Annotated in this window: 19 protein-coding genes; 5 read left to right on the top strand and 14 right to left on the bottom strand. The window is 40.5% G+C overall.

Annotated features, from left to right (window positions below):
• Positions 1 to 108 precede the first annotated feature (108 nt).
• Genes mltG through FWE37_00085 form a run of 3 tightly spaced genes read right to left on the bottom strand, consistent with a single transcriptional unit; the run spans position 109 to position 1,786 of the window.
• Positions 109 to 1,161 (bottom strand): endolytic transglycosylase MltG, encoded by a 1,053-nt coding sequence (gene mltG / locus FWE37_00095; protein MCL2519389.1) that lies wholly within the window; start codon positions 1,159 to 1,161, stop codon positions 109 to 111.
• A gap of 2 nt (positions 1,162 to 1,163) precedes the next feature.
• Positions 1,164 to 1,331 carry a hypothetical protein gene (locus FWE37_00090; GenBank protein MCL2519388.1) on the bottom strand — a complete coding sequence of 56 codons (168 nt, stop codon included), beginning with the start codon at positions 1,329 to 1,331 and terminating at the stop codon, positions 1,164 to 1,166.
• A gap of 11 nt (positions 1,332 to 1,342) precedes the next feature.
• Positions 1,343 to 1,786 (bottom strand): YkgJ family cysteine cluster protein, encoded by a 444-nt coding sequence (locus FWE37_00085; GenBank protein ID MCL2519387.1) that lies wholly within the window; start codon positions 1,784 to 1,786, stop codon positions 1,343 to 1,345.
• Between the two features lie 183 nt (positions 1,787 to 1,969).
• On the opposite strand from FWE37_00085, the gene FWE37_00080 reads away from it, so the two are divergent.
• Positions 1,970 to 2,302 carry a hypothetical protein gene (locus FWE37_00080; GenBank protein MCL2519386.1) on the top strand — a complete coding sequence of 111 codons (333 nt, stop codon included), beginning with the start codon at positions 1,970 to 1,972 and terminating at the stop codon, positions 2,300 to 2,302.
• 55 nt (positions 2,303 to 2,357) lie between these two features.
• On the opposite strand, the gene FWE37_00075 is transcribed toward FWE37_00080, so the two are convergent.
• Positions 2,358 to 2,684, bottom strand: a complete 327-nt coding sequence (locus FWE37_00075; GenBank protein MCL2519385.1) for a cupin domain-containing protein — start codon at positions 2,682 to 2,684, stop codon at positions 2,358 to 2,360.
• A 1-nt stretch (position 2,685) separates the two neighbouring features.
• The gene (locus FWE37_00070) at positions 2,686 to 2,874 is read right to left on the bottom strand and encodes a hypothetical protein (GenBank protein ID MCL2519384.1); all 189 of its coding nucleotides are present in this window, start codon (positions 2,872 to 2,874) and stop codon (positions 2,686 to 2,688) included.
• A 149-nt stretch (positions 2,875 to 3,023) separates the two neighbouring features.
• On the opposite strand from FWE37_00070, the gene FWE37_00065 reads away from it, so the two are divergent.
• Positions 3,024 to 3,170, top strand: coding sequence for a hypothetical protein (locus tag FWE37_00065; GenBank protein ID MCL2519383.1), 147 nt, complete (start codon positions 3,024 to 3,026; stop codon positions 3,168 to 3,170).
• On the opposite strand, the gene coaD is transcribed toward FWE37_00065, so the two are convergent.
• Complete coding sequence (gene coaD, locus FWE37_00060) at positions 3,165 to 3,656, bottom strand: pantetheine-phosphate adenylyltransferase (GenBank protein ID MCL2519382.1); 492 nt, start codon at positions 3,654 to 3,656, stop codon at positions 3,165 to 3,167. The two genes, FWE37_00065 and coaD, sit on opposite strands and share 6 nt — an antisense overlap.
• 94 nt (positions 3,657 to 3,750) lie before the next feature.
• Here coaD and FWE37_00055 point away from each other — a divergent pair, with 94 nt between their 5' ends.
• Positions 3,751 to 3,924: a hypothetical protein gene (locus tag FWE37_00055; GenBank protein ID MCL2519381.1), complete on the top strand. Its 174-nt coding sequence runs from the start codon at positions 3,751 to 3,753 to the stop codon at positions 3,922 to 3,924.
• The gene (locus FWE37_00050) at positions 3,921 to 4,301 is read left to right on the top strand and encodes a Fic family protein (GenBank protein MCL2519380.1); all 381 of its coding nucleotides are present in this window, start codon (positions 3,921 to 3,923) and stop codon (positions 4,299 to 4,301) included. Before FWE37_00055 ends, FWE37_00050 begins: the two co-directional genes overlap by 4 nt.
• Positions 4,302 to 4,408: 107 nt before the next feature.
• On the opposite strand, the gene FWE37_00045 is transcribed toward FWE37_00050, so the two are convergent.
• A complete protein-coding gene (locus FWE37_00045) occupies positions 4,409 to 5,695 on the bottom strand; it encodes a hypothetical protein (GenBank protein ID MCL2519379.1) in 1,287 nt (428 codons plus the stop codon).
• A gap of 380 nt (positions 5,696 to 6,075) precedes the next feature.
• Positions 6,076 to 6,846 (bottom strand): TatD family hydrolase, encoded by a 771-nt coding sequence (locus tag FWE37_00040; protein ID MCL2519378.1) that lies wholly within the window; start codon positions 6,844 to 6,846, stop codon positions 6,076 to 6,078.
• Positions 6,847 to 6,970: 124 nt separating this feature from the next.
• Between FWE37_00040 and dnaJ the strand changes: the two genes are divergently transcribed.
• A complete protein-coding gene (dnaJ, locus tag FWE37_00035; protein MCL2519377.1) occupies positions 6,971 to 8,095 on the top strand; it encodes a molecular chaperone DnaJ in 1,125 nt (374 codons plus the stop codon).
• 26 nt (positions 8,096 to 8,121) lie between these two features.
• Here the strand turns inward: dnaJ and FWE37_00030 are convergent, their stop codons facing one another.
• From FWE37_00030 to FWE37_00005, 6 genes are all read right to left on the bottom strand, one after another.
• Positions 8,122 to 8,781, bottom strand: a complete 660-nt coding sequence (locus tag FWE37_00030; GenBank protein MCL2519376.1) for a hypothetical protein — start codon at positions 8,779 to 8,781, stop codon at positions 8,122 to 8,124.
• Positions 8,774 to 9,898: a chemotaxis response regulator protein-glutamate methylesterase gene (locus FWE37_00025; protein MCL2519375.1), complete on the bottom strand. Its 1,125-nt coding sequence runs from the start codon at positions 9,896 to 9,898 to the stop codon at positions 8,774 to 8,776. Before FWE37_00025 ends, FWE37_00030 begins: the two co-directional genes overlap by 8 nt.
• Positions 9,899 to 9,962: 64 nt before the next feature.
• Complete coding sequence (locus tag FWE37_00020; protein MCL2519374.1) at positions 9,963 to 10,778, bottom strand: protein-glutamate O-methyltransferase CheR; 816 nt, start codon at positions 10,776 to 10,778, stop codon at positions 9,963 to 9,965.
• Between the two features lie 29 nt (positions 10,779 to 10,807).
• Positions 10,808 to 11,743: a ParB/RepB/Spo0J family partition protein gene (locus FWE37_00015; protein ID MCL2519373.1), complete on the bottom strand. Its 936-nt coding sequence runs from the start codon at positions 11,741 to 11,743 to the stop codon at positions 10,808 to 10,810.
• A 19-nt stretch (positions 11,744 to 11,762) separates the two neighbouring features.
• Complete coding sequence (locus FWE37_00010; protein ID MCL2519372.1) at positions 11,763 to 12,677, bottom strand: site-specific DNA-methyltransferase; 915 nt, start codon at positions 12,675 to 12,677, stop codon at positions 11,763 to 11,765.
• A partial coding sequence (locus tag FWE37_00005; protein MCL2519371.1) for a hypothetical protein occupies positions 12,665 to 13,191 on the bottom strand: 527 nt, incomplete at its 5' end. The genes FWE37_00010 and FWE37_00005, both read right to left, overlap by 13 nt.

The following is a 13,191-nucleotide window of genomic DNA, read 5'->3' as shown; positions in this document are numbered from 1 at the left end:
GAGTATCGCCTATTTAACAATAAAGAAAATAATAGTGTTGAGTTATTATTCAATTAGTATTCATGCTTAAAGGGATACTTCCGATTAGTAGAAAAGCAAAAACCCACTTTAATACTGTGGGCTAAAGGTAGCCAAAATATAAGCTTCTCTGCCTTGTAAGTGCTGGGCGTAAGTCTCCGAAAATTGGTGACTGCCGGGTATCCCGGTGGCCGCCTCGTTTACCACAAAAAAGAGGTAGTTGGTAGTAGCCGGGTTAAAGGCGGCATTAAGAGCAACTAGGCCCGGGCTGCTAATTGGTGAAGGCGGCAGGCCATGATTGCGGTAAACATTGTAAGGGTGGTCTATATCAAGGTCGACATAAAAAAGACGAGTAGGGTGCGGGCGGCCTAGTATTTCGGTTATGACGTAAACCACACTGGCGCAGCTTTCCAACCTTATGCCGCGCTCGAGGCGGTTAAAAAAAACGCTGGCCATCAAAGCAGCTTCGCCGGGTACACGGTACTCTTTTTCTACAAGGCCGGCCATATTAACACGATAGTTAAGTTCTTGCAGAGTAAGGGTATCCCACCACGGAGCTACAGTGGCAAGTTGCTGATAAAAGGTGCGAATCATCAACTCGGCAATACGTTCGGCCGGGTAAGGCTTGGGCATACGATAGGTGCTGGGAAACAAGAAACCTTGCGCCGTATCGGCTAAAATATGCCAGCGTTGCAATAATTCGGGATTGCTGGCGGCGGTGATAAAATCGGCCGGATCGGCTATAAAACCATTGTTATATAAAATATTGGCGGTTTGCCTTAAGGTGCGTCCTTCGGGAATGGTAACGCTGTAAAGAATATCGGGTACACCTTCTACTAAAAGCTGCGAGATAGCGGCGGTAGTTAAACCGGCAGGAATGGTGTAGCTACCGGCTCTAAAAAGTGATTGATTACCGGTAAAACGAGCATGGATACGAAAAAAAGTGGCGTTGCGTATTAAACCGGCACTTTGCAAATTGATGGCAATTTGACTGGCCCCAGCCCCAGCGGCTACCGTAAAATTAGCCTCGCTGTTTAAGGTTGTAGGACGGTTAAAGTTATAGGCGCTAATAGCTAAAATAGCGGCGATTGTTACGGTAAAAGCTAAACTAAAAATGACTAAACGCAGTAAAAATTTTTTCATATTTAATTATCCTTTAATAAATTTTTAAGATTGGCGCTTTCCTCAATGGTTAATAAGGGAAAGGCTAAATTACTTAGCTGGTTATGGACAGCTACTAAGGGCAAATTAAGCTTTTCTTGCTGGCAAAGCAAAGCATATAAGGTAATTACTTGCTCTTTATTAAGCTGCAAAGTAAAGGTGGTTAGTTGTTCAGGGTGATTAATGGTTCGGCCTCACGTTGTTTTAATAAAAGCTCAATTTGTTCTTTGCTATAAAACTCACCATTATCTAGCCCCTTACAGCTGCTTTTTGCTTTTTGCCATACATCGGCTTTAAGCATAGATGGCCAAAAGGGATAAAGGCGGCATTGCAGCGGTCTTGCCGCATAAACGGTACAATCTTTACTATCGGCGCTCCAAAAGATGCAGTCGTGGTTATCTTTTTCCAGCAAAGACAGCTGCACCTCATCAAAGGTATTAACGGTACGGCAATAATTGTTAAGAAAAGCGGCTTCATCAATATTAAGCTGGCCGGTTAAGTTAAATAAATCGGTTTTGCTTAAAAAAACATAACCTGCTTCGTTGCGACAGCAGTTAGAGCACGTTATGCAGCTAAAATGTAGGCCATCTTTGTAAAAATCTTCCACTTTTATATTATAAGGCTTTTTAAAAGCTTAGTCAATTAGGTTGCCTAAAGCCCGTATGTAATTAAAGCTACAAATTGGTTACAGTTGGCAGGTAAATTGTTAATTAAGCGTCAACTGGAAACAAATAACTTTTTTTATTGCTAATAAGGTTTTATCTTTGTGCCAATGGGGAGGAAGTTGTAAATGACAGCACAACAATTTTACGAAAGCTTTAGCTTGGCCTTAGAGTTAGGAATAATTGATAAGGAGAGCTTACAGAGGATTGCCTACGATTTTAAAGAGGTAAGCCACGAACTTATTGCCTGTAGTTTAAGGATAGCCAAATTTGCGGAAGTGCTTAGGCGGCCCAAAGCCAGCGATGAGTTTAAATCGATGGAGCTATCTATTAAAGCCGAAGCTTTAAAGTTAGGCGATATAGCTACCGCTACCTTAGCTGCCAGCCAAGGAGTAATTTTTAATGGGCAGCTGCCCTATCCGGTTTGGCAAGCTAAAACCAAACAGACAAGAATTATATAAAATTTAAAATAGCCGGCCGTATAAAGCGGCCGGCTTGTTAAAGAGGGTATTTTAATTATTGCAAAAAATCTTCGCGGATAGGGCTAAAAAATTCAATCAGCATACCATCGCTTAAAGCTTTGGCCCCGTGCGGTTCATTAGGCAAGGGCATAAAACTGTCGCCGGCCGTTAAGGTGTAGTTTTGGTCATTAATGGTAACTTCAAAGCTGCCTTTAGCTACATAACTTATCTGTTTGTGAGGGTGGCTATGTACCGCCACTTGATTACCGGCCGTTACGCTAACCTCTACCAGCATTATATCGTTATTGTAACTTAACACTTTACGGCTGATACCGGTATCGCCGGCTTTGCCGCTTACTTCGTTACCAAAAGTTACGCTCATTTTATACTCCTCCTAATGAAATGATTATCGTTATTAAGATAGCAAAAGCTATGATAGGGCTGCCAATAATTAAGCCTATTAAAAGGCCAAATTTGCGTATAACAAACACAATTAATATCGTTAAACCGATTATGGCCGAGATACTAAACGAGCCTAATACAATTATGGCTAATATGCGTGCTGTGTCCATATTTTACTTACGATTTATCATTATAAAAAAGATAACGCCAATTACTCCCAAGATAATCCCTATAATCATATTTTTAATCCTTTATAGTGATTGACAATAAATTAGTAAAATTTTAAACTAACTTATAACTTTTGTCAAGGAAGGCGCTAATGGCTATTTTTAATTCGCCTTTAGATAAGCTTTATGTTAAGGCCGATTATCATAACGATGAAGGGGCTTTAACTTTAATCCGCCCGGCTAAAGCCGATGATGACGAAGTTAGTACCCCTCTTTCAGTTATCGCCTATTCACTATGAGTTATTATCTACTTTAATGCGTTCTTTAACCATAGCAATAATTTCGGGCGGGGCTAAGCTGTTAATTTCGGCCCCAAATAAAGCCATCTCTTTTAAAGAAGACGAGCGTAAAACAGAATATTTAGGAATAGTGGGGATAAACATCGTTTCTACTTCGTTATTTAATTGATGGTTAATGCTGGCTATCTCAAATTCGTAGGCAAAATCGGAGAGCGGGCGCAGGCCGCGCACAATAATATTAATATTATTATGGCGGGCATAGTCTACGGTAAGGCCTTGCCAGTGGGTAACCGTTACGTTTTTATATTCGGCGCAATATTTTTGCATAAGCTCTACCCGTTCTTGAGTGGTAAAAAAGGGGGTTTTATTGGGATTTACCGAAATAACAACATCAAGCTTATCAAAAAGACGGCTGGCGCGGGCCACAATGTTAAAGTGGCCGTAAGTTGGCGGGTCGAAGTTGCCGGGAAAAAGCGCTTTAATCATTTAATGATTATAACATATTTTTATCTTAAAACCAAGTAGCTTTTTTGACAAAATTTATAAAGAGGTTTATACTATAACCATATTGGAGGATAAGATGAGCAAATTAGATGACGTACTTGAAAAAGATATTTTTTTTAAGAGTGATGAAGAGGAATATTGCTTGGAGAGCCATCAAGAAATTACTATAGCAAATGATGATGAGGTAGAAAAGGTGGCTGCCCAAATTTTAGCAAAGCATATTAAAGCCTTTGAGGAGTTGGCCAAATGATAATGCTAGAGCTTAATCAAATTAAGCGCTTGCATGAAAAGATGATGAATGCAACAGGCGGTTTAGTTGGAATTAAAGATGAATCTTTGTTAGCTTCTGCTTTGGCTGTAGCATTTCAAACAGTTGATGGTAAAGAGTTATATTCATCAAATATAGAAAAAATTGCACGTATTACTTATGGTATTGTGAGTAACCACCCCTTTTTAGATGGTAATAAACGTATGGGTACTTATATTATGCTAACTCTTTTAGAGTTAAACCATATTAAAGCAGGATTTACAGATGATGACATAATCTATATCGGCCTTGAGCTTGCCAGTGGTAAAATGAATAATAAGCAGTTACTTAAACTTATATTGGATAGGGTTAGCCGCTAAATTTTTTATGTTAATAATTTTAATGAAAACTAGCCACCTAAATAAACCAAACCCGCCTTAAGGCGGGTTTGTATAAATAAACTTAAGTAATTTTGATAGTTTACATACTAGAAACTAGCACGTACAACTAAAGCAAACCCGCCTAAACCACCGGTGGTTAAACCATATAGGTCGTTCATACCGCTAGTGAGTAAGTGGCCGCGTGCCCAAGCCATATAAACATCTACACGACCAACAGGGATATTTTGGATAGGAAAATGTATACCAAGTTCCCAAGCTAACCTATCGGCAGGAGCATTAACATCGCTATCAAACCATTCGCGGTCTACATCACCGGTGGTACCTACTAAAGCGCCAACCGAAACATAAGGTTGTAACCAGCCTAATGCGATGTATTTAAAATCTAATCCTGCTATCATAGTACCATCACGAAGGGCACCAACTCCAACGGCAGTACCGGCAGATAGCCAATCATCTTCGCTAATTAAGGCAGCAAAGTTTACGGCACTGGTAAGTACATTGGGTACACCAACGGCTACACCAGCACCAACAGCAAAACCGTTGCGGTCTTCACCGGTAGCTATATCATATTCTAAGGTTGCTTCAAAGTTAGCGCCAACACGTAGGCTTACCGGTAAATCGTTTACAGTTACACCAACACTGGCACCAGCCCTAGTGGTATTGTAGGTTAAATCGTGAATATCGGCATCTAATCTAATTATACCATAAAGGTTAGCGCTTAAAGCTACAGCACCTAAATCTAGGCCGGCAAAACCAATATCTATTAAACCAACCCATCTTCTAATAGCTTCATCATCAGTTTGTGGGTCATTAAACATTACACCACCATGGGTAAAATCGGCATCCGCAGCGCCAACACCAGCACTCATATTAAGGTTACTCATCCAGTTAATATAAAGCGGGAAAATGGCTGGATCTAGGTTAAAAGTTAAACCTAAGTTAAAGTTAATACCACCGTTAGGGTTCCATGTCCAGCCATTACCGTAATTAGTATACTGGCCAAAGTTGTAGTTGGTTAGTACACCAAAATCGCGGGTAACAGTGTCGGTACGGCCAACGGTAACGTAAAGGCTATGTCCATCTATACCGGCTAAGCCCAATACGTTAGCTTGTACATAAGCATACCTTATAAAGGCAAGTGTAAGATGAGTTTGCGAAAGACGAAGCTGTAAGTAGGCATTTACGTGCTCGTTAAAATCGAATCCCACATATAGGTGAGGAAAATGGCTAAAACCAGAGTCAATTCTATCCGGACTAATAAATGCGCGTGTACGTATTTGTCCACCAATCGATAAGCGGCTGGTTTCTTCTTCTTGAGCAAAAGCTGTATTTGCTACCACCATAAGGGCAAATACTAATAAAAACTTTTTCATTTGCTTCTCCTTAAATATAAAGAATGTTTAAAAAGCCATAAGACTTTTCTTTAGGGTAAGTGTAGCTATAGTTTTTAAAAGTGTCAATACCAAACAAGGAAAATTTGCATAAAATTTGTATAATTTTTGTATGTTTTTAAAGATTAATTGCAAAAGAATACAGTTAATTAAGCTGTGTTTTAGTAGTAATTAATATTGTGTGTATAATTTGTGCATAGTATTGTATATATAAAGGCTGTAAAGGTTAGTTTAACGGTATATTATTTGTATGCTAAATTATTACCTAATGGTTACAATAAAATTTTGCTTTTTTAATAAAGGGGCGGCAAGGGGCATAGATGGCTTACTGGCCGGTAAAAATTGTGTCCATCGTTAGGTACCTACAAAGTAACTTTATATAAACTCTCAAAATTATCTTTAATAGCAGCAGCCAGTTGGGCTAAGCTCATATTTTTTAGCTTAGCCAGTTCATCGTAAATATAACGTACATAGATAGGGCTGTTTTCCTTGCCGCGCACCGGCACTGGTGCCAGCCATGGGGCATCGGTTTCGCAAAATAATCTATCGATAGGGGTGTAGGCAGCGCTTTGGCGGCAACTTTCGCCGTTTTTAAAGGTAATAATACCGGGGAACGAGAGATAAAACCCCCTGTCCAGCCAAGCCTTAGCGGTGGCTACATCGGCGCTAAAGCAATGTACCACGCCGCCGGTTAAGCCGGCTTCATCTACCATTGCTAAAGTATCGGCGTGCGCATCGCGGATATGCAGCATAATAAGTTTATGGTTAGCTTTAGCTAACTGTAGCTGGCCGGCAAATAAATTTTGCTGTAATTTTTTATCGGTGCTATAACTATAATCCAGCCCTATTTCGCCAATGGCCACTACTTTAGGGTGGCTTAAATATTGATTAAGCGCCGGCAGTTGCTCTATTACCTGCGGGGTGGCATATTCGGGGTGCACCCCAACGGTAGCAAATAAATTTTTATGACTATTTACATAAGTTAAACGCTCGGCAATGTCTTCAAGGTTAGTGCCGGCCTCGATGGCGGCCAGCAGCCCTAAATTAAAAGCTTCATCGATATTTACCGCTACACCGGCCCCTTCTTTTTTATAATGAAAATGGTTATCTATTAAATTAAAACAAAACGACATAGTTTACTATAACTTAAAATAGTAGATTGAGCAAGGGCAACCCTTGATTTAAAGCCAAAAAAGTGTTATCTTAACTAATAGCAATTAACCAAGCAGCTTATAGCAGGTAAAAAGGACGCGCCAAATGGCAAAAAGAGATTATTACGAAGTACTAGGCATAACTAAAACAGCCACCGAAGACGAAATTAAAAAGGCCTACCGCAAACTGGCCATACAATATCACCCCGATAAAAACCCCGGCAGCAAAGAGGCCGAAGATAAATTTAAAGAGGCTACCGAAGCCTACGAGATACTCTCTACCCCCGAAAAACGTAAAGCTTACGATGCCTACGGTTTTGCTGGGGTAGAAAATGCCGGCGGCGCCGGTTTTAACCCTAATGCCTTTAGGGGCTTTGAGGACATCTTTGGGCAAGGTTTTAGGGGTTTTGAAGATATATTTGGCTCGTTTTTTGGCGGCGGGGGCCGTAGCCGCCAGCAACGGGGCCAGCCGCGTGGCGCCGATTTACGTTACGATTTAAAAATTACTTTAAAAGAGGCCAGCTTTGGCAGCCATAAAGAGATAAGTTACGAATCGCTTGCCAGCTGCGATTTATGCCACGGCAGCGGCGCTAAAGAGGGTACCAGCCGTAAAACTTGTACCACTTGTGGCGGGCGCGGCCAAGTGCAGCAATCGGCGGGCTTTTTTAGTGTTTCGCGCCCTTGCCCTACCTGCCATGGCGAAGGCACCATCGTTGAAAGTCCCTGTACAAAATGTCGCGGGCGCGGTGTGGTGAGCCAAAAGCATACTTTATCTATTAATATTCCCGCCGGTATCGATGACGGCCAGCGGCTGCGGCTAGAGGGGCGCGGTGATGCTGCTCCGCAAGGAGGTCGCAGCGGCGATTTATACGTTTACATTAAAATATTAGCTGACAAATACTTTGAGCGCAGTGGCTACGATTTATATTTGGCTATGCCCATTAACTTTAATAAGGCGGTACTCGGCGGCGATTTAATTGTGGCCACCCTTGATGACGAAAAAGTTAAAGTTAAAATACCGGCTGCCAGCCACGATGGCGAACTGCTGCGGATTAAAGGCAAAGGCGCTACGGTGATGAACAACAATAAGCGCGGCGATATGTATGTTAAGCTTAAAATTAGCATTCCTAAAAAGATAAGTGGTAAGCTAAAAGATTTATTAGTGGAATACGGCAAAGAGGTAGCCGACAGCGATACTGCTGAGCCGATTGCTTTAAAAGACCTTAAATAATTAAAAAGTGAAAATTCTTAATGATTTTAGAGTCTTGTAAAAAAGAAGGCTAAAATAAATATGATAAAAATAATATTGATGACCACAAAAAAGTAAGTAATTAGGTTGTGGCCTTTAAGCTTTTTATTAAGGCTTAGTTTAATTATTTTTTGTTCAAGATTAGCTAATTTTTTTTCTTGTTCTTTAATGGTAAGCTCTAGGGGGATTAGCCGCCCCTCTAGTTTAGTTTGTAAATAAGCAATTTGTTCATCGTGGTGTTGTACGGCCTTAATAGATTCATCTAAAAATGAAGTAGCCATATCAAAGAGGCTGCTGTCTTTAATGTTAAGTCTTTTTGCACCACTTTTTAACTCGGCGCTAAGTTTAATTAAAAATTGCGTGTTATGCAGGTTTAAGGCAATACTAGCCCGCATAATTTGGAAAAATTTGTGCAAAGCCATATTTTGCATAGCTATAATTTGATTTTGCTCTTCGCCGCTTTGGGCTAAATCTTTACTGCTGCTTTTGGCCAGCCGCTGCCAAAAGGGACGCTCCTTAATATTTTGTAGTAAGTCGCGGTTCTTTAATAAGTTTTCATCTACCTCATCAATCTCTTTAATGGCTTCAATGATGAGGCCGCTTAAACGACTAGGGTCGGCAGCTTCGGCTTTAAGTTCGGCGGCAAAGTTATCTAGCTGGTTATCCATTTAATACCTCAAGCGGGGTTAAGCGCCGGGCCCATTTATTAAGTTTTTCGGCCAGCCTGTTAAGAGGTACTACCTCGTGGATATAACCGGCCTCAATCGCAAGGCGGGGCATACCAAAAACAATGCTGCTTTTTTTATCTTGGGCTAAAGTTAGGGCTCCTAAGTTATAAAGCTGGCCTATCCCTTTAACACCGTCGTTGCCCATACCGGTCATAATTAAAGCGATAGCCTCGCCGCCATAAACTTTGGCGACACTTTCAAATAATATATCGACACTAGGACGATGGCCATTAACGGCCGGCCGGTGCGAAAGAGCTAGGCTATTAGCGCCACCACTATTTTTTTCTACCACAATATGAGCATTGCCGGGAGCAAGTAAGGCCACACCGGGCTCTATTAAGTCGCCGGCTTCGGCCTCTTTTACTTTAAGGTGGCTTAATTGATTAAGGTTACGGGCAAATTCACCGGTAAAACCTTCGGGCATGTGCTGCACCATTAAAATAGGCAGTGAAAAATTTTTAGGCAGCCCCAAAAATAATTCGCGCAAAGCAGCCGGCCCACCGGTAGAAATACCAATGCACAGCACTTTAGCCACACTGCTGCGTTTGGGGCCGCCATAAGAGGCAGTTGGTTCCGGTGTTAAATCTTTAGGTTTGCTATCGGGCTCTAAATTTAAATCGGCCTGTAAGTTGCTAAATTGTTTACGGCGCAAGTAGTCGCTGCCGTAGGCGATAAGCAGTTCGGTAAGTTTGGCTGCTACCTTATGAATATCTAAACTAATCGAGCCGGAGGGTTTGGGTAAAAAATCGGCTGCCCCAAGTGTTAAAGCCTCCATCGTAATAGCGGCCCCTTTATGAGCCAGCGAAGAAAGCACGATAACCGGCATATCAAAGGCATGTTTGTTATATTGTTTTAAAAAGCCAATGCCGTTAAGCTCGGGCATTTCTAAATCGAGGGTGATAGCATGGGGTTTGAGGGCGGCAATTTTCTCTATGGCATCGCGCCCATTAACGGCCGTGCCGGCCAAAGTTAAACGCGGGCTTTCCTGAATTATTTTACTAATTAGGTTACGCATTAAGGCCGAATCGTCAACGACTAATACCGAAATTTTACTCAATACATTATCCTTATTGAAATTAAAAAGTAATAATTAAGGATTAAAAAGCCTTGTTTCTTAATCTTTAATTGGTAAATTTACCATAGATGCACGACCAATCGGTCTTTATAAATTTAAATTTGGTATCAAGGCCAAATAAACTCTCCGAATGGCCGATAAAAAGGTAGCTATAATCGGCCATACTACGGTAAAAACGTTCTACCACTTGTTTTTGGGCTTTTTCGTCAAAGTAAATAAGTACATTACGGCAAAAAACTATATCAAAATTTTTTACACCGCTTTCGTAATTTAAGTTGTGGTAGTCAAACTTAATATGGTTTTTAAGCTCATTTTTTACGGTATAACCTTTGTCATCGGCTATAAAATATTTCTCTAATAAATTATCGGCTATATCGGCACAGCGTTCTTTGGGGTAAAACCCCCTTTCGGCCGTTAATAACGATTTTAAACTTAAGTCACTGGCTGTAACCGTAAAGTTAAAGTTAGCGGGCAGCCACTCTTTTAGGCACATAGCGTTCGTATAAGCTTCTTCGCCGGTGCTGCAACCGGCGCTCCATAACTTAATACTATTAAGCCCTTTTTCCTTTTTATGAGCGACTAAATGGGGGATAACGTAGTGCTGAAAGGTTTCGTATTGCGGAATATTCCTAAAAAACTTGGTTAAGTTAGTTGTTACGGCATCTAGTAAGGTACGCAGCTCGTTATCATCGCTACTTACTAATAAATAGTAGTCTTCGATGGTGGCATTATCTTTTAATTTAAGCCGTTCGGCTAAACGGCTTTCAAGGATTGTGCGGTTGCTGTCGCTAAAATGAATACCGCTGTTGTTATAAATAAGAGTACGGAATTTATCGTAAAAATATTCGGAGAGTACGGCCATAGGGCTACCTTATTAAAGTTTTTAGGCTTTTATCTATTTAAAATGGCTAATAGTTTGTCTAAATCAGCTTTGGTGGAGTAAAAAAATTCTAATTTACCTTGCGAGCCATTACCAATTAAGGCTACCTTTACCCCTAATTTATCGGCTAATTTTTGTTCAATCTCTAGATTATTTACAGTTTTTGCCGGCAAATGATGAGTATTTACCAATTTGTTATTCATTGTGGGCGGCGTTAAAATGGGTTTGTCTGCGGCTAGAACAAGTTCCTCTTCTGTTCCTTGTTCCTTGTCCCTTATTACCTGTTTATGACTTTTAGCGGCCAGTTCTTCGGTTTGCCGCACGCTTAAGCCTTCGCTGATAATTTTTTGGCATAGCTCTTCTTGTAATTCTTCTTTGGCGCTAAGCAAGGTGCGGGCATGGCCGGCGCTAATGGTGCCGCTATCGGCAGCTTGCTGAATAGCCGTTGGTAACTTTAGTAAACGCAGACTATTGGCTACCGCACTGCGGCTTTTACCTAAGCGGTCGGCAAGTTCTTGCTGACTAAGGTTAAGTAATTTAATAAGCTCACGGTAAGCTAAAGCTTCTTCGATAGGTTTTAAATCGTCGCGCTGGATATTTTCGATTAAAGCTATCTCCAGCTTTTCTTCTGTGTTAAAATTTTTAATGATAGCCGGTATTTGGCTTAAGCCCGCTAGTTTAGCGGCCCGGTAGCGGCGCTCACCGGCGATAATAATATAACCATTACCTTCTTTTTCTAGGAGTAAGGGCTGCAAAATTCCCTTTTGGGTGATAGAGGTTGCCAATTCCGTAAGTTTATCTTCATCAAAGTGTTTGCGCGGCTGCAAGGGGTTAGGCTTAATTAAATTGATGGCTACTTCGCTGGGGGTAGCGGGTTTATCGTTATTAATAGCGGGGATACCGCCGAGCAGGGCATCGAGGCCGCCGCCCATTTTGGGTTTAGACATGGTAACCTATTTTACTGCATTACGAAAAATTTAGCAAGCTTTGTTCGGCTTTAATTTTATGGGTTCTAGGAGTAATTTCCTTTGTAAACTGCTCAAAAGCTTCCGGGTTATTTTTTAAAAACCATTTCCCATGATTTTTAATGTATTCATCACGAATAGTAGGGTCGTTTAAATCGTTAGGTAATCTTAACATTCGCTCGTCCATGCTATCAAAGCCGGTAAAGGGTTCTTTTAATCTTGCTTTGGTCATTTCTACATAATCACTATTTATCTCAATGCCTATGCCGTGTCTATTTAATTGCTGGCAAACTCGTAAGGTCGTGCCGCTACCACAAAAGGGGTCAAGTATCTTATCGTTTTCATTAGACGAAGCTAACACCATGCGTTCAAATAAAGCTTCGGGCTTTTGGGTAGGATGGTTTTGCCGGCCATTTTCACAATAATGAATATGCGAAAATTCCCAAACATTACCGGGATTAGCCCCGCGCATATTATTAACACTACGGTAATATTTTTGCGGCACTCTAATGTTATCTAAATTAAAAATGAATTTTTCGCTTTTAGTAAACATCAGTATATCATCATGGCGCGGGCTAAAGCCTTTGGTCTTACCAATACCTTGCGTGTAATACCAAGTTATCCATGAATTGAAATGCATACTAAGCTCTTGCTCAAGTATCTGGTAAAGATACGATATGTAACGTACTCCCATAAAAACATAAAGAGTACCGGAGGGCTTTAGTAACCTGTATGCCTCTTTAAGCCAAGCGCGAGTAAATTTTAAATATTGGTTATGCTCTAAATTGTCCTTATTATTACCATAATCTTTGGATAAATTATATGGTGGGTCGGTTACAATTAAATCAATACTATTACTAGGCAGCATTTGCATCGCATTAATACAATCGCCTAAAATTATTTCTATTTTATCCATTTATTTTTAATAGCCTCCCTATGCCAATCTTCTATGGTTCGTCGTGAGGAATTAAGGTATTTTTTGTCTAAAAGTTGGCAAAACTGCCAAGTTGTACGGTATTGATAATCTACATAATGAATATCTTTCACCTGAATTTGCCCAGTGCCTAAAGCAGGATTATAGTTTATATCATTATCAGAGATAAATTTTAAATCGTAAGCGTTATAACGTACAATCTCCATTATGCCGTCCATAAGCCCCATTTGTACATTACGCTCAGAATAAACTTTATGTTTTAGGGAAAGAATAATAAAGATAAAATCAGGGTCTTCTATATAAGCTGTACGAATACGGCTGAAGGAGGTAATATTAGGCCCTTTACCACTGCTTTCAATATCTTCGGCAGTGGCTTTAGTATCAACATTGGCTGTTAAAGCGGTGTTGCCTTTTTTAAATTGAAGGAGAATATCGGCCATATTTAAGCGTGAGCAGGCTTCTACATTAATTAGCTGATAACTATTATTACCATTTT

The sequence above is a fragment of the Spirochaetaceae bacterium genome (genome assembly GCA_009784515.1).
Lineage (GTDB): Bacteria > Spirochaetota > Spirochaetia > WRBN01 > WRBN01 > WRBN01.
Note: the sequence above shows the minus strand (reverse complement) of the source record. Positions and strands in the feature narration are given on the sequence as shown.